General features: G+C 61.9%; 19 protein-coding genes. 7 read left to right on the forward strand and 12 right to left on the reverse strand.

Annotated elements, in window-relative coordinates; translation table 11 throughout:
* Positions 1–87 precede the first annotated feature (87 nt).
* Positions 88–1,107: a quinone-dependent dihydroorotate dehydrogenase gene (locus M1B34_RS14425; protein WP_268263066.1), complete on the reverse strand. Its 1,020-nt coding sequence runs from the start codon at positions 1,105–1,107 to the stop codon at positions 88–90.
* 247 nt (positions 1,108–1,354) lie between these two features.
* Between M1B34_RS14425 and M1B34_RS14430 the strand changes: the two genes are divergently transcribed.
* From M1B34_RS14430 to cobA, 5 genes are all read left to right on the forward strand, one after another.
* Positions 1,355–2,566: a CmpA/NrtA family ABC transporter substrate-binding protein gene (locus M1B34_RS14430; protein WP_268265491.1), complete on the forward strand. Its 1,212-nt coding sequence runs from the start codon at positions 1,355–1,357 to the stop codon at positions 2,564–2,566.
* Between the two features lie 15 nt (positions 2,567–2,581).
* Positions 2,582–3,157, forward strand: a complete 576-nt coding sequence (locus M1B34_RS14435; RefSeq protein WP_123330549.1) for an ANTAR domain-containing response regulator — start codon at positions 2,582–2,584, stop codon at positions 3,155–3,157.
* Positions 3,158–3,381: 224 nt separating this feature from the next.
* The gene (locus M1B34_RS14440; RefSeq protein ID WP_123330547.1) at positions 3,382–4,593 is read left to right on the forward strand and encodes a nitrate/nitrite transporter; all 1,212 of its coding nucleotides are present in this window, start codon (positions 3,382–3,384) and stop codon (positions 4,591–4,593) included.
* 7 nt (positions 4,594–4,600) lie between these two features.
* Entirely contained in the window at positions 4,601–6,274 is a 1,674-nt protein-coding gene (locus tag M1B34_RS14445) for a bifunctional protein-serine/threonine kinase/phosphatase (RefSeq protein WP_268263065.1), read from the forward strand.
* A 299-nt stretch (positions 6,275–6,573) separates the two neighbouring features.
* Positions 6,574–7,326 (forward strand): uroporphyrinogen-III C-methyltransferase, encoded by a 753-nt coding sequence (gene cobA, locus M1B34_RS14450; protein WP_268263064.1) that lies wholly within the window; start codon positions 6,574–6,576, stop codon positions 7,324–7,326.
* A 94-nt stretch (positions 7,327–7,420) separates the two neighbouring features.
* Here the strand turns inward: cobA and M1B34_RS14455 are convergent, their stop codons facing one another.
* The 8 genes from M1B34_RS14455 to ppsA all read right to left on the reverse strand — a co-directional run bounded on the left by M1B34_RS14455 (position 7,421) and on the right by ppsA (position 15,481).
* Positions 7,421–8,401 (reverse strand): OmpA family protein, encoded by a 981-nt coding sequence (locus M1B34_RS14455; protein WP_123330541.1) that lies wholly within the window; start codon positions 8,399–8,401, stop codon positions 7,421–7,423.
* Positions 8,402–8,508: 107 nt separating this feature from the next.
* Entirely contained in the window at positions 8,509–9,099 is a 591-nt protein-coding gene (gene sigX, locus M1B34_RS14460; protein ID WP_123330539.1) for an RNA polymerase sigma factor SigX, read from the reverse strand.
* A gap of 89 nt (positions 9,100–9,188) precedes the next feature.
* Positions 9,189–10,013, reverse strand: coding sequence for a mechanosensitive ion channel family protein (locus M1B34_RS14465; protein ID WP_123330537.1), 825 nt, complete (start codon positions 10,011–10,013; stop codon positions 9,189–9,191).
* Between the two features lie 2 nt (positions 10,014–10,015).
* Complete coding sequence (locus M1B34_RS14470; RefSeq protein WP_123330535.1) at positions 10,016–10,261, reverse strand: CrfX protein; 246 nt, start codon at positions 10,259–10,261, stop codon at positions 10,016–10,018.
* 64 nt (positions 10,262–10,325) lie between these two features.
* Positions 10,326–11,321 carry a zinc transporter ZntB gene (locus M1B34_RS14475; RefSeq protein WP_123330533.1) on the reverse strand — a complete coding sequence of 332 codons (996 nt, stop codon included), beginning with the start codon at positions 11,319–11,321 and terminating at the stop codon, positions 10,326–10,328.
* A gap of 25 nt (positions 11,322–11,346) precedes the next feature.
* Positions 11,347–11,838, reverse strand: a complete 492-nt coding sequence (rraA, locus tag M1B34_RS14480; protein ID WP_123330531.1) for a ribonuclease E activity regulator RraA — start codon at positions 11,836–11,838, stop codon at positions 11,347–11,349.
* A gap of 175 nt (positions 11,839–12,013) precedes the next feature.
* A complete protein-coding gene (locus M1B34_RS14485) occupies positions 12,014–13,003 on the reverse strand; it encodes an alpha/beta fold hydrolase (protein ID WP_268265492.1) in 990 nt (329 codons plus the stop codon).
* A 102-nt stretch (positions 13,004–13,105) separates the two neighbouring features.
* Positions 13,106–15,481 carry a phosphoenolpyruvate synthase gene (gene ppsA, locus M1B34_RS14490; RefSeq protein ID WP_268261767.1) on the reverse strand — a complete coding sequence of 792 codons (2,376 nt, stop codon included), beginning with the start codon at positions 15,479–15,481 and terminating at the stop codon, positions 13,106–13,108.
* A 174-nt stretch (positions 15,482–15,655) separates the two neighbouring features.
* Between ppsA and ppsR the strand changes: the two genes are divergently transcribed.
* Positions 15,656–16,474, forward strand: coding sequence for a posphoenolpyruvate synthetase regulatory kinase/phosphorylase PpsR (ppsR, locus tag M1B34_RS14495; protein ID WP_123330525.1), 819 nt, complete (start codon positions 15,656–15,658; stop codon positions 16,472–16,474).
* Positions 16,475–16,511: 37 nt separating this feature from the next.
* On the opposite strand, the gene M1B34_RS14500 is transcribed toward ppsR, so the two are convergent.
* Positions 16,512–17,918 (reverse strand): aminotransferase-like domain-containing protein, encoded by a 1,407-nt coding sequence (locus tag M1B34_RS14500; protein WP_268265493.1) that lies wholly within the window; start codon positions 17,916–17,918, stop codon positions 16,512–16,514.
* A gap of 143 nt (positions 17,919–18,061) precedes the next feature.
* On the opposite strand from M1B34_RS14500, the gene M1B34_RS14505 reads away from it, so the two are divergent.
* A complete protein-coding gene (locus tag M1B34_RS14505) occupies positions 18,062–18,961 on the forward strand; it encodes a DMT family transporter (RefSeq protein ID WP_268265510.1) in 900 nt (299 codons plus the stop codon).
* Positions 18,962–19,016: 55 nt separating this feature from the next.
* Here the strand turns inward: M1B34_RS14505 and prpD are convergent, their stop codons facing one another.
* Complete coding sequence (gene prpD, locus M1B34_RS14510; protein ID WP_268265494.1) at positions 19,017–20,501, reverse strand: 2-methylcitrate dehydratase; 1,485 nt, start codon at positions 20,499–20,501, stop codon at positions 19,017–19,019.
* A gap of 123 nt (positions 20,502–20,624) precedes the next feature.
* Entirely contained in the window at positions 20,625–21,815 is a 1,191-nt protein-coding gene (gene prpF / locus M1B34_RS14515) for a 2-methylaconitate cis-trans isomerase PrpF (RefSeq protein WP_268265495.1), read from the reverse strand.
* Between the last annotated feature and the right edge of the window lie 12 nt (positions 21,816–21,827).

The raw sequence follows: 21,827 nt of genomic DNA on the forward strand, positions 1-21,827 counted from the left end.
CGTCCTATCCGGGCGGCGGGCTTCGGCCCAGGGGCTCCTTCAAGGAGCCCTTTTTAATGCCTGCGATTCAAGTCGCCCTTCCGAGCCTCAGCGCATCGCCGCAATGGCGTCCACCGACTCGCGAATCAGCGCCGGGCCCTTGTAGATAAAACCCGAATACAGCTGCACCAGGCTGGCACCGGCGGCGATTTTCTCTGCCGCGTGCTTGCCTTCAGTGATACCGCCCACGGCAATGATCGGCAAACGCCCGCCCAGCTCCGCCGCCAGGACCTTGACCGTGTGGGTGCTCTTGTCGCGCACTGGCGCGCCGGACAGGCCGCCCGCCTCGTCGCCATGCTCCATGCCTTCGACACCCACCCGGCTCAACGTGGTGTTGGTGGCAATGACCGCGTCCATGCCGGTTTCAATCAGGGCCTGGGCCACTTGAACGGTTTCTTCATCGGTCATGTCCGGGGCGATCTTGATCGCCAGGGGCACGTGTTTGCCGTGTTGCAGGGCCAGGACCTTCTGCCGCTCGCTCAAGGCCGCCAGCAATTGCTTTAGCGACTCACCGAACTGCAGGCTGCGCAGGCCCGGGGTGTTGGGCGAGCTGACGTTGACCGTCACGTAACTGGCGTGGGCATAGACCTTGTCCAGGCAGATCAGGTAGTCGTCCACTGCACGCTCCACCGGCGTGTCGAAGTTCTTGCCGATGTTGATCCCCAGCACGCCCTTGTATTTGGCGGCGGCAACACGGGCCAGCAAGTGGTCCACACCGAGGTTGTTGAAGCCCATGCGGTTGATGATGGCTTCAGCCTGGGGCAAGCGGAAAATCCGCGGCTTGGGGTTGCCCGGCTGCGGACGCGGGGTGATGGTGCCGATCTCGACAAAGCCGAAACCCAACTGAGCGAAACCGTCGATGGCCGCACCGTTCTTGTCCAGGCCGGCCGCCAAGCCCACCGGGTTGGGAAACTCCAGGCCCATGACCTTCACCGGCACCTGCGCCGGCGCCTTGCACAGCAAACCGTTAAGCCCCAGGCGCCCGCCCGCACCGATCAGGTCCAGGGACAGGTCGTGGGAAGTTTCCGGGGAGAGTTTGAACAACAGCTGGCGGGCCAGGGTATACATGGGCGGGATTGACTCGGTAGGCGGCGAAATGAGGCGGTGATTATAGCCGGGCCCGAGGGCTCCAGGCGAGGCGCCGGGTGAAATCAGCGTTGAATGGCATATGCCTTGCACCAACCTTGCTCATCAACACTCATGCCAACGACGGCATGAGTCTCTCGCTGTACGAAAGAGGACAATGGCGTCGTCACCGGCTTGGGATTACCCGATGCCCGGCTGCGGCGCTTTTTTTTTGCAAGGTGCCTACCCCATGAATGAATTACCCGTCAGCCCACTGGCTTGGGTCAATGGCAGCGATGCCCCGGAAAAGACCGAGATCAATCTCGGTTTCATGGCCCTGAGCGACTGCGCCTCGGTGGTGGTCGCCGCAACCCAGGGGTTCGCCCAGCCTTACGGCCTGACCCTGAACCTCAAGCGCCAGGCCTCGTGGGCCACCCTGCGGGACAAACTGGTGAGCGGTGAACTGGACGCCGCCCACAGCCTGTACGGCCTGATCTACGCCGTGCACCTGGGCATCGGCGGGGTCAACCCCTGCGACATGGCCGTGCTGATGGGGCTGAATCAGAACGGCCAGAGCATCAACCTGTCCCGGGAGCTGCAGGGCCGGAACGTGACCAGTCCTGAAGCACTGGATCGCCACGTGCGCCAAAGCAGGGCAAAGCTGACGTTCGCCCAGACCTTCCCCACCGGCACCCACGCCATGTGGCTGTATTACTGGCTCGCCGCCCAGGGTATTCACCCGCTGCAGGATGTCGACAGCGTGGTGGTGCCGCCGCCGCAAATGGTCGCCCACCTGCAAGCGGGACGCATCGATGGCTTTTGCGTGGGCGAGCCCTGGAGCGCCAGCGCGGTGAACCAGGAGCTGGGCTTCACCTTGGCCACCAGCCAGGCCATCTGGCCCGATCACCCGGAAAAGGTCCTGGGCTGCACCCGCGCCTTTGTCGAGCAATACCCCAACACCGCCCGAGCCTTGGTGATGGCGATTCTGGAGGCCAGTCGGTTTATCGAAGAAAACCAGGAAAACCGCCGGAGCACCGCCCAGTTGCTGAGCGCCAGCCAATACCTGGATGCACCGCTGGAGAGCATTGAGCCGCGACTGCTCGGGCACTACCTCGACGGCCTCGGCAACCAGTGGCAAGACCCCCACGCCCTGCGCTTTCATAACGACGGCGCGGTGAACCTGCCGTACCTGTCCGACGGGATGTGGTTCATGACCCAGTTCCGCCGCTGGGGCCTGTTGCGCGAGGACCCGGATTACCTGGCCGTGGCCCGGCAGGTGCAGCAATTGCCACTGTATCGGGAAGCCGCCACGGCGGTCGGCGTCGCCCCGGGCAGCCAAGACCTGCGCAGCAGCCAATTGATCGACGGCAAGGTCTGGGACGGCAGCGACCCCGCCGCCTATGCCCGCAGCTTCAAGCTCCACGCTTTGAACGACAGCACCCCGCTGCTCGCCAGCCGCTGACAGGAGCCTGTGACCATGTTGCGTATCCTGCTGATCAACGACACCGCAAAGAAAGTCGGCCGTCTCAAGGCCGCTCTGGTGGAAGCCGGTTTTGAAGTGATCGACGAGTCAGGCCTGACCATCGACCTGCCGGCGCGAGTCGAAACGGTGCGTCCGGACGTGATCCTGATCGATACCGAGTCACCCAGCCGCGATGTGCTGGAGCAAGTGGTGCTGGTCAGCCGCGACCAACCGCACCCGATCGTGATGTTCACCGACGAGCACGACCCCGGCGTCATGCGCCAGGCCATCAAGTCCGGGGTCAGCGCTTATATAGTCGAAGGCATCCAGGCCGACCGCCTGCAACCCATTCTCGACGTGGCCATGGCCCGCTTCGAAAGCGACCAGGCCCTGCGCGCCCAGCTGCAGGCCCGCGACCAGCAACTGGCCGAGCGCAAGCGCATCGAGCTGGCCAAGGGGCTGCTGATGAAAATGAAAGACTGCAACGAAGAACAGGCCTACACCCTGATGCGTCGCCAGGCCATGAGCCGGCAGCAGAAGCTGATCCAGGTGGCGGAGCAGATCATCGCCATGAGCGAGCTGCTCGGCTAACCAACGCTGTTGGCTCAGCTCTTGCTAAGTAAACCTCACAGGTAACCAACGGCGGTTGCCCCACCTACGACAAAGACGTCGCACACCCTTCTCGCCCAGGCGAATCGGGTTGCGGCGTTTTTTTTGTTTTGGCCCCAGAGAACGGGGCCGGTGGTGCGGCCGCCAAGGCGCTCCACCTGAAAGCTCATGACTCCCTACGAGACTTTTATCAGCTGAGGTGCGCGATGAATTCAAGCTTCTGGAAATCCGGCCATACCCCGACCCTGTTCGCGGCCTTTCTGTACTTCGACCTGAGCTTCATGGTCTGGTACCTGCTCGGCCCGCTGGCCGTACAAATTGCCACCGACCTGCAACTGACCACCCAGCAACGCGGGCTGATGGTGGCCACGCCGATCCTCGCCGGCGCCATCCTGCGCTTCGCCATGGGCCTGCTGGCCGATCGTCTGTCGCCGAAGACCGCCGGCCTGATCGGCCAGGTGATTGTCATCTGCGCCCTGTTCGGCGCCTGGAAACTGGGGATCCACAGCTACGAGCAAGCGTTGCTGCTGGGGGTATTCCTCGGCATGGCCGGTGCCTCCTTCGCCGTGGCCCTGCCCCTGGCGTCGCAATGGTACCCGCCACAGCACCAGGGCAAGGCCATGGGCATCGCCGGCGCCGGTAACTCGGGCACCGTGCTGGCCGCGCTGATCGCCCCGGTGCTGGCGGCCGCCTTCGGCTGGAGCAACGTGTTCGGTTTCGCCCTGATCCCGCTGATCCTGACCCTGATCGTGTTTGCCTGGCTGGCCAAGAATGCCCCGGAACGCCCCAAGGCCAAATCCATGGCTGATTACTTCAAGGCCCTGGGCGACCGCGACAGCTGGTGGTTCATGTTCTTCTACTGCGTGACCTTCGGCGGCTTTATCGGCCTGGCCAGCGCCCTGCCCGGCTACTTTAACGACCAATACGGCCTGAGCCCGGTGACCGCCGGCTATTACACCGCTGCCTGTGTCTTTGGTGGCAGCCTGATGCGCCCGCTGGGCGGCGCCCTGGCGGATCGTTTCGGTGGCATCCGCACCTTGCTGGCGATGTACAGCGTGGCCGTGATCTGCATTGCCGCAGTGGGTTTCAACCTGCCGAGTTCCTACGCGGCCCTGGCCTTGTTCGTCTGCACCATGCTCGGCCTGGGTGCCGGCAACGGTGCGGTGTTCCAACTGGTACCGCAGCGCTTCCGCCGGGAAATCGGGGTAATGACCGGGCTGATCGGCATGGCTGGCGGCATCGGTGGCTTCGCCCTGGCAGCGGGCATGGGTGCGATCAAACAAAGCACCGGCAGCTACCAAGTGGCCCTGTGGCTGTTCGCCGCCCTGGGCATCCTGGCCTGGTTCGGCCTGCACGGGGTGAAACGTCGCTGGAGAACCACTTGGGGCTCGGCCGCCGTCACCGCAGCGCGGGTCTGAACCTTCGATGAGCCTGCAACTGCGTCACGCCCAGGCCAGTGCCATTGGCCCCCGCACGGAAAACCAGGACGCCCTGCGCCTGGTGACCCCCGAGCCGGGGCTGGCGGCCAGCAAAGGGCTGCTGTTTGCCATCGCCGATGGCGTCAGCCAATGCGCCGATGGCGGCCTGGCCGCCCGTTCGACCTTGCAAGCCCTGGCCCTGGATTACTACGCCACCCCGGAAACCTGGGGCGTGGCCCAAGCCTTGGAACGCCTGCTGCTGGCGCAGAATCGCTGGCTCCAGGCCAATGGCGGCGGCCAGCCTCTGCTGACCACCGTCAGCGCCCTGATCCTGCGTGGCCGGCGCTTTACCCTGGCCCATGTAGGCGACTGTCGGGTTTACCGCTGGCATGCCGACCAGTTGCAACGGATCAGCGTGGACCACGTCTGGGAGCAACAGGGCATGCAGCATGTGCTCAAGCGCGCCCTGGGCCTGGATCAGCATCTGGTGGTGGACTTCCTCGACGGCGAACTGCGCCAGGATGAGAGCTTCCTGATGCTCAGCGACGGTGTCTGGGCCACCCTGGGCGACACCGCCATCGCTGCCATTCTGCGGGACCAGCCCGACCTCGACAGCGCAGTGCAGACCCTGGTCAACGCCGCCCACCTGGCCGGCAGCCAGGACAATGCCAGCGCGCTGCTGATACAGGTCGACGCCCTCGGCGAGGGCACCATCGGCGACGCCTTGATCCACCTGCAACAATGGCCATTGCCACCCGCGCTGAAACCGGGCCAGGACTTTGAGGGCTGGCAGGTCGAAAGCCTGCTGGGCCAGAGCCAGCAATCGCTGCTCTACCGGGTACGTGATGCCCAGCAACAGCCCTGGCTGCTGAAGACCCTGCCCGAACACCTGCACGACGACCCACACGCCGGGCAAAGCCTGCTGTCAGAAGAGTGGTTTTTACGGCGGGTCGCAGGGCGCCATTTTCCCGAGGTGCATTCGGCCCTCACGCGCCAGCACCTGTACTACGTGATGCGCGAATACCCGGGCACCACCCTGGCCGATATTTTCAAGCAAAGCGGGCCACTGCCCTTGCCGCAATGGCAGAACGTGGCCGAGCGCCTGCTGCGCGCAGTGGGCCTGCTGCACCGACGGCAAATCCTCCACCGCGACATCAAGCCGGACAACCTGCTGCTGGGCGACGACGGTGAATTGCGCCTGCTGGATTTCGGCCTCGCCTACTGCCCGGGGCTGTCGGAAGACCAGGCCCATCTGCTGCCCGGCACTCCCAGTTACATTGCACCCGAAGCCTTTAACGGCGAGGCGCCAACCGCACAGCAAGACCTCTTCAGCGTGGGCGTGACCCTGTATTACCTGCTGACCGGGCATTACCCTTTTGGCGAGATCGAAGCCTTCCAACGCCCGCGCTTTGCCCAACCCATCAGCCCTAGCCGCTATCGGCCGGACCTGCCGGACTGGCTGGAACGCAGCCTGGAGCGGGCCGTCAACGCCGACCCAGGGCAGCGCTTTGAAACGTCGGAAGAGTGGTTGCTGGTACTGGAGAAAGGCGAGCGCCACAGCCTCAGCGTGCGCCCCCGGCCGCTGCTGGAACGGGAACCGCTGAAAGTCTGGCGCACCCTGGCCCTGGGCTCGCTGCTGATCAACCTGCTGTTGCTGTACGCGCTGCTGCATCAAGGCTAACGGCAACTCGGAGCCTCGCTCGATAACCAGGCAGCGCGCGTCAAAACGGTGCAAAACCGTTCCTTTAACCTGAATAAAACCTGGCCAATACACAGAAAAACCCTGCCCTGTGCAGGTTGGCACAAGCGCTGCATCTGCATTACCAACACACATAAAGCCCGGCCTTCAACGACGAAGGACGGGCGTTCCCGAACACGGGACCGGACAAAGGCGTCCTCGCTAGATTACTGGCGGGACGCCTTTTTTGTTTGTGCGCCAACAGCACCCGGCCCGGAATACACCGTCGAGAGGACCTGAACATGAGTGCAAAAGTCTGGTTGGTGGGCGCAGGCCCGGGTGACCCCGAACTGCTGACCCTCAAAGCGGTACGCGCCCTGAACGAAGCCGACGTGGTGCTGGTAGACGACCTGGTGAACACCGAGGTGCTGAGCCATTGCCAGGGCGCGCGGATCATTCCTGTGGGCAAGCGCGGAGGCTGCCGTTCCACGCCCCAGGCGTTCATCCATCGCCTGATGCTGCGTTATGCCCGCCAGGGTAAGTCGGTGGTGCGTCTCAAGGGCGGCGACCCGTGCATCTTCGGCCGCGGCGGTGAAGAGGCCCAGTGGCTGAAAGCCCAAGGCATCGAGGTAGAACTGGTCAACGGCATCACTGCCGGGTTGGCGGGCGCCACCCGCTGCGATATTCCCCTGACCCTGCGCGGGGTCGCTCGCGGGGTGACCCTGGTCACCGCCCACACCCAGGACGACAGCAGCCTGAATTGGCAAGCACTGGCGCAAAGCGGCACGACGCTGGTGATCTACATGGGGGTGGCGAAACTCGCGGAGATTCGTCAGGAACTGCTTAAAGGCGGCCTGGCGGCCGATACCCCGGTGGCGATGATCGAGAACGCCTCGTTGCCCCACCAACGGGAATGCCGCAGCGACCTGACAGCCATGGAGCAGGATGCGCTGCACTTCCAACTCAAGAGCCCGGCCATCCTGGTGATCGGTGCCGTAGCGGCCGAGACCGCGAGCCAGGCACTGCCGCTGACCGAGGCGATGCAGTCTGCCTGAGCCAGCCCAGCGCCGCACCCGCAGCGCCCTGGAGACCAAATTTCAGGCAAAGAAAAACCCGGCCTAGGCCGGGTTTTTCAGAGCTGCAGGCTAATTACTTAGCTTGAGCTTCTACCGACGCTTCTACGCGACGGTTAACAGCGCGGCCAGCTTCAGTTGCGTTGTCAGCAACTGGGCGGGACTCACCGTAACCAACGGATTGAACGCGGTTAGCGCCAACACCGTATTGGTTGACCAGAACTTGTTTAACGGCGCTAGCGCGACGCTCAGACAGCTTCTGGTTGTAAGCGTCAGGACCGACGGAGTCAGTGTGACCTTCAACAACGGTGGTGGTTTGTGGGTACTGATTCATGAAATCAGCCAGGTTCTTGATGTCAGCGTAGCTATTAGGCTTAACGACGGACTTGTCGAAGTCGAACTTAACGTCCAGCTCAACACGAACCACTTCAGCTACTGGAGCTTCTGGAGCTGGCTCAGCTACTGGAGCTGGTGCTGGGGCAGGTGCTGGAGCAACCTTGCCACCGCTGCCGCCGAAGTTCACACCCAGACCAACGGTAGGAGCGTAGTCCCACTTACCGTTGTCCAGTTTGTAGTCAGCTTCAACACCGGCGCGGGCGAACAGGTTGTCGGTGAAGTAGTACTTAACACCGGCGCCTGCAGTCAGGAAAGTCGACTGGTCGCGGCCGCTGTGACCGTCAGCGATCACGTTGGTCATGCTCTTGTGAGCAACACCGCCGGAAACGTATGGACGCAGAGCGTCACCCACGGTACCAAAGTGGTACTGAGCGTTCAGGCCGAAGTTGTCGCCCTTGATTTTCTGGTTACCAGTACCGTCGTTCGAACGGGTGTGGTTGGTCTTGTCGTAGGTAGCATTCAACGACAGGTCGTCGGTCAGGAAGTAACCGATCGATGCGCCTGGGTTGAAGCCGTCTTCAACGTGATTAACGCTGTCGTTGTACTGTTTTTTGTAAAACAGTTCACCCTCGACCGCGCCTTGGCCTTGCGCCAGAACGCCGAACGAAGTCACGGCAACAATAGAACCAATGGCAATGCCCAAGGTGTTTTTCAGTTTCATCCGTTAAATCCCCATCTGGTGATTGTAAAGCAGTCCCACATACCGGGGGACAACTCGGCGGCAAGTCTATCAGAACTCACCTAGACGTAAGAGATATTTGCGCCGAACTAAGTTTCAGCAATGCCTGCAAATTTCTCACGCAATTTATCTAGAGCACGTTTGTAACGCATTTTTGTAGCACTCAAACCCATGTGCATGATGTCCGCGATCTCTTGGAACTCCAGCTCTGCGACAAAACGTAGCACCAGAATCTCCCGATCAATCGGGTTGACATGCACCAACCAGCGATCAAGTCCGCCCTTTTCCTCAGGTTTCGGCGCCTTTTCTTCAGAGGCCTCCTCGAGGGGGTCAAGACTTAAAGCGTCCATCAAGCGACGCTTGCGCCGTTCCTTTCGATACTGCGTGATGCATTCGTTGTAGGTGATGCTATATAGCCATGTCTTGAACTTCGATTTACCCTCAAAGTTCTTAAGGCCATACAGCACCTTCAGCATCACTTCCTGACAGACATCGTCCGCATCGCGATCGTTCCCTAAATAACGCGCACAAACATTAAACAGGGTTCTCTGATAGCGCCGCATCAACTCTTCATAGGCGCGGGTGACGTGAAACAGCTCGGAATGCGAGCGCGCAACCAACTCCTCATCAGAGAGCTCGCGGGGGTCGTAGCGCGTGGATAGCGATTGAGCTTTATTCAAAACGAGTCGTGCCGACAGTCAGGTCAATGTCCGCCGCAGCCCGGTGGGGGGCATTTTTGCGGCGGCATACATTAGCAGGGTTTGCCGGGTTAGCGGCTACTTACATGCTGTTCCAGCAGGATCCGATTGGAGAGAGAGACTAGCTCACCCTCGTCGGTCAGCAATGTAGTTTTAACCGTGCCGATCTCTTCGATCTGGCCTTCGACCTCGCCAACTCGCACTTGTTGCCCAACCTGGTACAACTCACGCACATAGATCCCGGCAAGAATCTGCCCGGCAATTTCCCGACTTCCCAAGCCCATCGCCAGCGCAACCGCCAGACCAACGGTAATCAACACAATCACGATCACGTGGTTGAGCAGGTCGGTTTTGACCTCCAACTGACTGATCGCTACAGAAATACTGATGATGATCACCAGCCCCTGAGCAATTCGCCCCAGGCCGCTGGCGTAGTCCAGCCCTACCCCTTCAGCCGCGCCGCGCACCAGGCCATTGGCCAATTGCGCCAGCAAAACACCCACCAGCAGCACCAGCGCAGCGCCGAAAACCTTCGGCAAATACAGCGCGAGCATATCGAGCGTAGCCGAAACGCGCTCAAGACCAAGGGATTCGGCAGCGGAAACCAGGAAAATCAGCAACACGAACCAATACACGATCTTGCCGATCAACGTGGAAATCGGCACCTTGAGGCCGGCGCGCGACAGCAGCTTGGTCAAGCCGGTGCCTCCCATCAGGCGATCCAGGCCCAACTTGGCCAGCAGCTTGGACAGCAAGGTGTCGAGCAGCTTGGCCACGACAAAGCCCAGCAGCAGCACTACCAGGGCGCCAAACAGGTTGGGAATGAAGTTCGCCACCTTGGTCCACAAGGCAGTCATCGCAGTGACCAGGCTCTGAGTCCAGAGATCAAGTTCCATATTCAATCAGCCTTATCAGCAGTGCGAGCAGTAGGTTTACGACGGGACACCGGCGCGATATGGGCCGAGCCGTTATTGAGGGCGATCATCAGCGCCGGCAGCCAGCGGCCCAGCAAGCTGAACAGGTCGCCTGCACCCACCTGGCGGTTGGCGGTTTTCAGTACGCGGCCAAGGCAAGCATCGTCGTCGCGGCTGGACGGCGTGGCCTTGAGCATGTCACGCAAAGACTGTTCAAACGGATCGTGCATACGCACCTCTCGTGATGTCTGTGAAAGACGCGATCAAATTTATTCGGGTCACATGGCTCATGTGTCAGACCCAGCGCAAACGACGGAATAACCACCACTGCCCCAGCGCCACCGAAACCATCATCAGGCAGGCAATGGCAAAACCGTAGGGGCTCGAAGAGAACGGAATACCGCCCACGTTGATCCCCAACAAACCGGTGAGAAAACTCATCGGCAGAAAGATCCCGGTGATTACCCCAAAACGGTACATGGTGCGATTCATGCGCACGCTCAAACGTCGGTCTTCGGCCTCCAGCGCAAGCCCCACGCGCTCTCGGGTCAGTTCCAGCTCTTCCAGGTAGCGGGTCAGGCTGTTGTTCAATTCGTTCCAATAGTCGCCATCGTCATCGGCGAACCAAGGCAATTTGCTGCGGCTCAACTGACCAAAAATATCCCGCTGCGGGGCCAGGAAGCGCTTGAGTCCGGCAGCCCGACGACGGATCTGCAAAATGCTCCCGTGCTCGGGGGTATACCGTTCGTCGGCGTCCAGCTTTTCTTCTTCTTCATCGACCACTTCAGACAGGTCGCTGACCAGATCCTGCACTTTGTGGGTCAGGTATTCAGCCATATAAAGGATGAGTTCAGATGCGTTTTTCGGCCCCTTGCCTTCGGCCAGTTGCACCAGCAATTCGTCCGTGGCGCGCAAGGGACGCAAACGCAGGGAGATCACCCGTTGGGCGGAGGCGAAGATACGCACCGACACCATGTCTTCCGGCTCGGCCCCCGGGTTGAGGTTGATCCCGCGCAAGAACAGCAAGAGTTCGGAGTCCGGCAACGCCAACAGGCGCGGCCGGGTGTTTTCCTCAAGCAGCAAGTCACAGCTGAAGGCACTCAGGCCACTGGAGCGGCGCAGCCAGGTCTGGGTTTGCGGATGACTGCGATCCCAATGCAACCAGAGGCTTTCATGGGCTTGCAGTTGCAGATCGTCGAGCTCAGTCCGGGCAATCGAACGCGCACCGCCTTTACCATCCAGCACCAGGGCATGCACCAGCCCCCACTGCGCGTTTTCTTCCTCGAACATCCTCATCCCTTGCTAGGTCGACTGTTTATTCAGGCATTTTCAGGGGGCTGGGCGACACAATCACCCCGTTGTTGTCGGCGTAGACATACTCGCCCGGACGGAAGGTCACACCAGCAAAGGTCACCGCCACGTTCAGATCACCAATGCCGCGCTTGTCGGTCTTCATCGGGTGACTAGCCAGGGCCTGGACCCCCAGGTCGGTTTGAGCGATCACGTCCACGTCGCGAATGCAGCCATAGACCACCAGCCCTTCCCAACCGTTCTTCGCCGCTTTCTCGGCCAGCATGTCGCCGAGCAAGGCCCGCCGCAGGGAGCCTCCGCCATCGACCACCAACACCTTGCCATTGCCCTTGAGCTCGACCTGCTCCTTGACCAGGGAGTTGTCCTCGAAGCACTTGATGGTGACGATTTCGCCACCAAAGGAATCGCGGCCACCAAAGTTGCTGAACATGGGCTCAACCACTTGCACCAGGTCCGGGTAGGCGTCGCACAGGTCAGGTGTCAGGTAATGGTTCATCGAGAAACTCCTGTAGCAGAAAGAACACGATAGAAAGTGAGGTAGATCTCCGGCGTCACCCTTTAAGAACGAACAGAATGTTGCCAAAACAACTGAATATGACCAGAAAAGCGTAACGCGTCATATCTTAGCCGCAAGCCGAACAGAGCGAAATGCCCTTGTCAGAGCCTTCGCCTCAAACCGTTAACGGCTGCTCCACGGCTGTCGCCAACAGCGGCACCTGTGGCTCCTGCAGCCAGCGCGCGACCAGCGGCCACACCTCAGTCTGCGCCTCTTTGCTCACCAACATCTCCACATGACCGAAATTACCGCTGAAACCCTGCTCACGCCCCAGGCAGATGAACTGCTTGTGCTCGGCCCCCATCTGCTCGAAGAGCTTGCGGCAGGCCCAGGTCGGGTCTTGGTGATCGCCGGCTGCACTGACTGCCAGGACCGGAACCGTCACCTCGGCCAAGCCCGCCCACCAATCCTTCTGCGCGTCGCCGAAGCGGCCAAACAAGCCGTGCCAGCGCATGCTTTCCAGGGCCAGGCCAATGGGCTCGTCCTCCGGGCCGCGCTTGAGCCGTGACCCCGACAGTTGGGCAAACCGCTTGAGGATCAAGCGCCCGCCCCATTCCACCGGCGGAATTTTCAACGGCCAGTAAGTACGGCTGATCTGGCTGCCGAAAAACGCCGCCGACGCCACAGCCGGCTCACCCAGGTAATGCCCGCCCAGGGCCGCGGCCAAGGTGGTGCCGCCCAGGGAATGGCCGATCCAGTGGGGAACCTGCCCGCTCTGCTCGCGCACAAAGGCGCCGATGGCCGGCAAATCGTAACGGGCGTAGTCGGCCACGCGATTCTTGCGGTAATCGGCGTTGCGCCGGGACAGGCCATGACCGCGCATCTCTGGAATCCACACGTCGAAACCGGCGCGCGTCAGGTAAGCCCCCAGCCCCAGCCCTTTAGGCGAATACCAGAAGCGCCGGTTGGAAAAACTGCCGTGAAGCAAAATCACCGGAATCCCGCGGGCTTCGGGCTCATCGGCCAGGCCCAGACGGGTAACGGCCAGCTCCACAGAAGGGTCCGGGCTGTTGCCGGGTTTCAGACGGTAGACGTCTTCACTCAGGTCGCCTCGACGTTCTGCACTGATCAAGGCGACGGGAAACAAATCACTGCTGCTTTGCATAATCTTCTTGCACAAAAAAGGGCGGCACCCGGAAGGAGCTCGCCCTGCTTGAATCGTAAAGTGCCGGTCAGCGCTCAGACCGACCGGCACTTGCTCCACGGATCAGCCTGCGGCTTGACCTTCAGCCAGGAAGAACCAGGTTTCCAACACGGAGTCCGGGTTCAACGAAACGCTTTCGATGCCCTGCTCCATCAGCCACTTGGCCAGGTCCGGGTGGTCCGAAGGGCCCTGGCCGCAAATGCCGATGTACTTGCCGGCCTTGTTGCAGGCAGCAATGGCGTTGGCCAGCAGCTTCTTCACCGCCGGGTTCCGCTCATCGAACAGGTGGGCAATGATCCCGGAGTCACGGTCCAGGCCCAGGGTCAGCTGGGTCAGGTCGTTGGAACCGATGGAGAACCCGTCGAAGTACTCGAGGAACTCTTCGGCGAGGATCGCGTTGGACGGCAGCTCGCACATCATGATCACGCGCAGGCCGTTTTCGCCGCGCTTGAGGCCGTTCTCGGCCAACAGATCCACCACTTGGCTGGCTTCGCCCAGGGTACGAACGAACGGCACCATGATTTCGACGTTGGTCAGGCCCATCTCGTTGCGCACGCGCTTGAGGGCGCGGCACTCGAGTTCGAAGCAGTCACGGAAGGACTCGCTGATGTAACGCGACGCACCACGGAAGCCCAGCATCGGGTTTTCTTCTTCCGGCTCGTAGAGCTTGCCGCCGATCAGGTTGGCGTATTCGTTGGACTTGAAGTCCGACAGGCGCACGATGACTTTCTTCGGCGTGAATGCCGCAGCCAGGGTGCTGATGCCTTCCACCAGCTTGTCGACGTAGAAGTCCACCGGGTCGTTGTAGCCGGCAATGCGCTTGTCGACGCTTTCCTTGATGTCCAGCGGCAGCCCGGCGTAGTTCAGCAAGGCCTTGGGGTGCACACCGATCATGCGGTTGATGATGAACTCCAGACGGGCCAGGCCCACCCCGGCGTTCGGCAACTGGGCGAAGTCGAAGGCACGATCAGGGTTGCCGACGTTCATCATGATCTTGAACGGCAGGTCCGGCATGGCATCCACCGAGTTCTGCTTGATGTCGAAGCCCAGTTCGCCTTCGAAGATGAAACCGGTGTCGCCTTCAGCGCAGGACACAGTCACGCCCTGGCCATCCTTCAGCAGTTGGGTGGCGTTGCCGCAACCTACAACAGCCGGGATCCCCAACTCGCGAGCGATGATCGCTGCGTGGCAGGTACGACCGCCACGGTTGGTCACGATGGCGCTGGCACGCTTCATCACCGGTTCCCAGTCCGGGTCGGTCATGTCGGAAACCAGTACGTCGCCGGGCTGGACTTTGTCCATTTCCGACACGTCCCTGATGATCCGCACCTTGCCCGCGCCGATGCGCTGGCCGATGGCACGGCCTTCCACCAGCACCGTGCCGGTTTCCTTGAGCAGGTAGCGCTCCATAACGTTGGCCGAAGTACGGCTCTTCACGGTTTCAGGACGGGCCTGGACGATGTACAGCTTGCCGTCATCGCCGTCTTTGGCCCATTCGATGTCCATCGGGCACTTGTAGTGCTTCTCGATGATCATCGCCTGCTTGGCCAGTTCGCTGACTTCAGCGTCGGTCAGGCAGAAACGGGCGCGATCAGCCTTGTCGACGTCGACGGTTTTCACCGAACGGCCGGCCTTGGCTTCGTCGCCGTAGATCATCTTGATGGCTTTGCTGCCCAGGTTGCGGCGCAGGATCGCAGGGCGACCGGCTTCCAGGGTGTTTTTGTGAACGTAGAATTCGTCCGGGTTGACCGCGCCTTGTACGACGGTTTCGCCCAGGCCGTAGGCGCCGGTGATAAACACCACGTCACGGAAGCCCGACTCGGTGTCGAGGGTGAACATCACGCCGGCTGTGCCGGTTTCCGAACGCACCATGCGCTGCACGCCGGCAGACAGGGCGACCAGTTTGTGGTCGAAGCCCTGGTGCACGCGGTAGGAAATGGCCCGATCGTTGAACAGGGAAGCGAACACTTCCTTGGCCGCGCGGATGACGTTCTCGACGCCACGGATGTTCAGGAAGGTTTCCTGCTGGCCCGCAAAGGAAGCGTCTGGCAGGTCTTCGGCGGTGGCCGAGGAGCGCACGGCCACCGCCATGTCAGGGTTGCCGGCCGACAGCGCGGCGAAGGCAGTGCGAATTTCGGCGTTCAGTTGCTCGGGGAATTCGGCTTCCATGATCCACTGGCGGATCTGGGCGCCGGTCTTGGCGAGGGCGTTGACGTCGTCGACGTCCAGCGCATCGAGCGCGGCGTGGATCTGGTCGTTGAGGCCGCTCAGCTCGAGGAAATCACGATAAGCCTGAGCCGTCGTGGCAAAGCCACCAGGGACCGATACGCCCGCACCCGCGAGGTTGCTGATCATCTCGCCGAGGGATGCGTTCTTGCCCCCCACATGCTCTACATCATGGACGCCGAGCTTATCGAGGGAAACTACGTACTCTACCAAGGTGATCTCTCCACTAACTGTGTTGGAAAAGCTCAGAAGCGGGCTGCTCGTTGGAGCGTTCGCCCGCTGTATGGCCTGGACCTGGAAAATAAGTGAGAATGCGGGCCATTCCCGGCCGACAAATCGCGCCTATCATATCCAAGAATCGTCACCAGCTTAAGGCCCAAGCCGCAAATGAAACGATCTGCTTTCTTTATTTCCGACGGCACCGGCATCACAGCCGAAACCCTGGGCCAAAGCCTGTTGGCGCAGTTCGAAAACATTACCTTCAACAAATTCACGCGGCCCTACATCGACAGCGTGGAAAAAGCGCGGGCCATGGTACAACAAATCAATATCGCCGCCGAAAAAGACGGATTTCGGCCGATTATCTTCGACACCATCGTCAACCAAGACATCCGTGAGATCCTCGCGACCTCCAATGGTTTCATGATCGACATCTTCTCCACCTTCCTCGCGCCCCTGGAGCAGGAACTGACCGAGCACTCGTCGTACTCGGTGGGCAAGTCCCATTCCATCGGCCACAACTCCAACTACATGGAGCGCATCGAGGCGGTGAACTTCGCCCTGGACAACGACGACGGTGCCCGCACCCACTATTACGACAAGGCCGACCTGATCCTGGTGGGCGTATCGCGCTGCGGCAAGACCCCGACCTGCCTGTACATGGCCATGCAATTCGGTATCCGCGCGGCCAACTACCCGCTGACCGAAGACGACATGGAGCGCCTGCAATTGCCCGCAGCCCTGCGCGCCCACCAGCACAAGCTGTTCGGCCTGACCATCGACCCGGACCGCCTCACCGCCATCCGCAACGAGCGCAAGCCCAACAGCCGCTACTCCAGCTACGCCCAGTGCGAATTCGAAGTGCGGGAAGTGGAGAATCTGTTCCGCCGCGAGAACATTCCCCACATCAACTCCACGCATTTTTCCGTGGAAGAGATTTCGGCGAAGATCCTCGTGGAAAAAGGCGTGGAACGGCGCTTCAAATAACCGCCCCGCCCTAATCCCCTCACCAGCAAAACCGCGCCTACAAAGGCGCCAACGCCCGACTCAGGGCCGCAAATCCTTCCTCTAGCCGAGCATCGTCCGCCTGGGTGTTGCAGACACTGGCGCGAATGTACTGCGCCACGGCGGCCTGGCCCACGGCAAAGGCTTCAGCCGTGGCCACCAGGTAGTGATTGCGCTTCAATTCGGCCTCGATTTCCGAGGCCCGCCACGGCTCGGGCACCCTGATCCAGAAATGCGGACTGCCCGGCGGGCTACGCCACTCGAAGCCCGCCAACAGGTCACTGACCAGCGCCTTGCGCCGGCCGATCTCGCTGATTTGCGCCTGCCGCAACTGCTCGGCCACGCCACTGTCGATCCAGTGGGTGGCCAGCTCCAGGCTCAGGGGCGTGGCCATCCAGCAGGTGGCGCGCAACGCCGCCGCCAGCCGCCCGACCAGGGGCAGCGGGCCATGCACAAACCCCACTCGCAACCCCGCCGACACCGCCTTGCTCAAGCTGCTGATAAGCACCGTGCGCTCGGGGGCGAAATGACTCAGGGGCGCCGGGCGCCGATCCACCAGCAGCGCATGGGTTTCATCTTCCAGAATCAACAGGTTGTGCTGGCGACACAGCTCGGCAATGGCCTCGCGCCGGGCCGGTGACTGCACCGCGGCCGTGGGGTTCTGGATGGTCGGGGTGCAAAACAAGGCTGCCACCCGATGCTGGCGACACACCTCGTCCAGCGCCGCCGGCAACAAGCCCTCCTCGTCCATCGCCAGGCCGATCAGCTTGATGCCAAGCATCCGTGCAGTGCTGATCAACCCGGGGTAGGTCAATTGCTCGGTGACCAGAGTGTCCCCCGCCTTGAGCAGCGCCAGCAGGGAAATGTGCAGCCCATGCTGGGCACCATTGACGCAAATCACCTGCTCAGGTTGGGCGACAAAATTCTCCTGTGACAGCCAGCGCGCACCGGCCGCCCGGTGAGACCCCAGGCCAGCCTCGTCGCTGTAGCGGCTGATCTCCTGCAGCTGCTGCGGCTGCTCCGCCAGGGCGTGCAGACTCTGCGCCATGAAGCGAATTTCCGGGCCCGGGATATGGGTGTTGCGGCTCATGTCGAAGTACGGCTGCGGCTCGTCACTGACATTGCGAAAGCCGCTGTCACGTGGGCGCTGCTGACCTGAATGCCGCACATAAGTGCCGTCGCCGACCCGCGCCACCACCAGGCCCAGGCGCTCCAGCTCGGCGTAGGCGCGGCTGATGGTGCCGATGGTCACGCCCAGCTTATCCGCCAACCAGCGATGGGGCGGTAGTTTGGCCGCGGGCTCGAACGTGCCCTCGGCGATGGCTTTTTCAATCGCCTGGGCCAGGCGTTTGTACTTGGCGCCCACACCCTGGAGCAGCTCGGCGCGCATCATTGACACCGTGTCAATACTTACTTTGACAGCCATCATTTTCCCTAATAGCGTGGGTTTCAGGTTCAATTTCCGGAACAGACCCGCTCAATATAGAGGTCAATTCCGCCCCACGAAAGGAATGTCGGATGACCGCCTCAACCGCCCAACCCAGCACGATCCGTCGCTCCAGACCGGCGCTGGCCGGGCTGGTGACCAGCCTGCTGTTCCTGGTGGTCTGCCTGAGTTGGGGCACCACCTGGCTGGGGATCAAGATCGCCGTGGAAAGCGTGCCACCCCTGACGGCTGCCGGCCTGCGCTTCCTGATCGCCTTTCCGCTGTTCCTCGGCTTCGCCCTGCTGCGCCGCGAGCCGCTGATGTTTCCCCGGCCACAGCGCGGGTTCCTGGTGTTCGTCACCCTGTGCTACTTCGGCGTGCCTTACTACCTGCTGAACTACGGGGAAATGCATGTTTCTTCCGGCCTCACCGCCTTGCTGTTCAGTTGCATGCCGGTGTTTATCCTGATGTTCTCGGCGATCTTTCTGCGGGAAAAAATCCACGCCTCGCAAGTGCTCGGCATCGCCATCGGCTTTACCAGCCTCTACCTGATTTTGCGCAGCCAGGGCCTGCGCCTGGATCACGCGGAGTTCTTCGGCGTGCTGGCGATCCTCGCCGCCGCGGTGCTGCATGCCCTGTGCTACGTGATGACCAAAAAACAGGGCAGCGCCATCAGCGTCATTACCTACAACACCCTGCCCATCGGCATCGCCGGGCTGATGCTGTTTGTCGCCGGCTGGTTTCTGGAAACCCCCGACGTCCACGCCATCACCCAGCGCTCGTGGGGCGCCCTGCTGTACCTGGGGCTGGTGGCGTCGGTGGGCGGTTTTATCGTGTACTTCATGCTGCTCAAGCGCTTGAGCCCGATCATCTTGTCCTTCGTGTTCATCATCTTCCCGGTGTTCGCCGTGATCATCGGCGCCTGGTACGAAGGCCAGGCCCTGTCGCAGGAATTGCTGATCTACTCCAGCCTGCTGCTGGCAGGGTTCGCCATCACCAAGCTGCCGGCGGAAACCTGGCGCTTCAAGCGTCGCGAACGCTGACCGCCAGACGAAAAAAAGCCCGCTGATGCGGGCTTTCTTGTTGCAGGCGCGGCGGTCAAATCACCAGCAGGTCGACAAAGCGCTGCACCGGCGTGGCCTCTAGTTGCTCCGGGTCTTTGCACAGGGCAAAGATCTGCGCCGAACGCTGGGCGGTAAACCGCGTCGCCAGGTTGGCCTTGAACTTGTCCTCCAGCAACGGGATGCCTTCGGCCCGGCGCCGACGATGGCCAATGGGGTACTCGACCACCACCTGCTCGGTGCTGGAACCGTCCTTGAAAAACACCTGCACCACGTTGGCGATGGAGCGCTTGTCGGCTTCCAGGTATTCCCGGGTGAAGCGCGGGTCTTCGACAATCACCATCTTCTCGCGCAGCTGGTCGATGATCGGGTGCGCCCTGTGGAAGCTGTCTTCGTAGTGCTCGGCCACCAGGTTGCCAAAGGCCAGGGGCACGGCGGTCATGTACTGCAGGCAGTGGTCACGGTCGGCCGCATTGGCCAGGGGCCCGACCTTGGAAATGATGCGGATCGCCGACTCATGGGTGGTGATGACAATCCGCTCGATCTCCGACAGGCGATTGCGCACCAGCGGATGCAGGGTCACCGCTGCCTCACAGGCGGTTTGCGCGTGGAACTCGGCCGGAAAGCTGATCTTGAACAGCACGTTTTCCATCACGTAGCTGGCGTACGTCTGCGACAGGCTGAACCGGCGCTGCTCTTCAGGCTTGAGCGCCAGGTCCTTGTTGGTGTGACTGAACAGCACGTCATAGAAGCCCCATTGCGGCGCACTCAACACGCCGGGAATGCCCATTTCGCCGCGCATGGCGATGTCCGCCAGGCGCACACCGCGGCTGGATGCATCCCCCGCCGCCCAGGACTTGCGCGACCCGGCGTTGGGCGCATGCCGATACGTGCGCAGCGCCTGGCCGTCGACAAAGGCGTGGGACAGGGCCGCCAGCAATTGCTCACGGTTGGCCCCCATCAACTTGGCCGTGACCGCGGTGGAGGCGACTTTCACCAGCAGCACATGGTCGAGCCCGACACGGTTGAAGGAGTTTTCCAGGGCCATCACGCCTTGGATCTCGTGGGCCATTATCATGGCGTCCAGCACCGCGCGCACGGTCAACGGTGCTTCGCCATTGGCCACGCGTTTTTGTGACAGGTGATCGGCCACTGCGAGAATGCCGCCAAGGTTGTCCGAAGGGTGGCCCCACTCTGCCGCCAGCCAGGTGTCGTTGTAATCCAGCCAGCGCACGATGCAGCCGATGTCCCAGGCCGCCTTGACCGGGTCCAGGCGGTAGCTGGTGCCGGGCACCCGGGCGCCGAACGGCACCACGGTGCCCTCCACCAGCGGTCCCAAATGTTTGGTGCACTCGGGAAAGCGCAAGGCCAGCAAGCCGCAGCCCAGGGTGTCCATCAAGCAGTTGCGGGCGGTGTCCAGGGCTTCCCGGGAGTCGATGCGGTAGTCGAGGACGTAATCGGCAATGCCCTGCAGCACCGGGTCGTAGTCAGGGCGGTTGTTCAGGTCAACGTTGGCGCTCATGTTCGGTTCACTCCAGCAAGGGTTTGGGTGTGGGTGAAATCCTCGGGGTCAGGCTGATCAGATTATCGTTATGTGCGCCAGGGCCGGCGTGCCGGCCCTGGTCAGGGAGGTCGCGTTGGAACCTTAGAAACTGTCGCCGGGCACTCGCACCCAGCCTTCCATCAACACCCGGGCGCTGCGGCTCATGATGGCTTTGCGCACGCGCCATTCGCCATTGGCCTGGCTGGCTTCGGCGCCGACGCGCAAGGTGCCCGATGGATGGCCGAAGCGCACCGCGCTGCGCTCACCGCCGCCGGCGGCCAGGTTAACCAGGGTTCCGGGAATCGCCGCCGCCGTGCCGATGGCCACCGCCGCCGTGCCCATCATCGCGTGGTGCAGCTTGCCCATGGACAGGGCCCGCACCAGCAAGTCCACCTCCGCCGCCTTGACCGCCTTGCCGCTGGACGCCTGGTAATCGGCGGGGGCCGCGACGAAGGCCACTTTCGGCGTGTGCTGACGCTGGGCGGCCTGTTCCAGATTCTGGATCAGGCCCATGCGCAAGGCACCGTGGGCACGAATGGTCTCGAACATTGCCAAGGCCTTGGGGTCACCGTTGATGGCGCCCTGCAATTCAGTGCCCTGGTAACCGACATCGCCGGCGTTGATAAAAATCGTCGGGATCCCGGCATTGATCAGGGTCGCCTTGAAGGTGCCGACACCCGGCACTTCCAGGTCGTCCACCAGGTTGCCGGTGGGGAACATCGAACCGCCGGCGCCCTCCTCTTCGGCGGCCGGGTCCATGAACTCCAGCTGCACTTCGGCGGCCGGAAAGGTCACGCCGTCCAGCTCGAAGTCACCGGTTTCCTGAACCTCGCCCTGGGTGATCGGCACATGGGCAATGATGGTCTTGCCGATGTTGGCCTGCCAGATACGCACCACGGCCACGCCGTCCTGGGGAATCCGGCTGGGGTCCACCAGGCCGCTGCTGATGGCGAAGGAGCCGACCGCCGCCGACAGGTTGCCGCAATTGCCGCTCCAGTCGACGAAGGCCTTGTCGATGGCGACCTGGCCGAACAGGTAGTCCACATCGTGATCGGCCTTGATGCTTTTCGACAGGATCACCGTCTTGCTGGTACTGGACGTGGCGCCGCCCATGCCGTCGATCTGCTTGTCATAAGGGTCGGGGCTGCCGATCACCCGCAACAGCAGGGCATCCCGGGCCGCGCCGGGCAGTTGGGCCGCCTCGGGCAAATCCTGCAGGCGGAAGAACACGCCCTTGCTGGTGCCACCACGCATGTAGGTGGCGGGAATCTTGATCTGCGCTACAAAAGCCATGGATGTCTGGTC

The organism is Pseudomonas morbosilactucae, assembly GCF_023241715.1.
GTDB classification, from domain to species: Bacteria; Pseudomonadota; Gammaproteobacteria; order Pseudomonadales; family Pseudomonadaceae; genus Aquipseudomonas; species Aquipseudomonas morbosilactucae.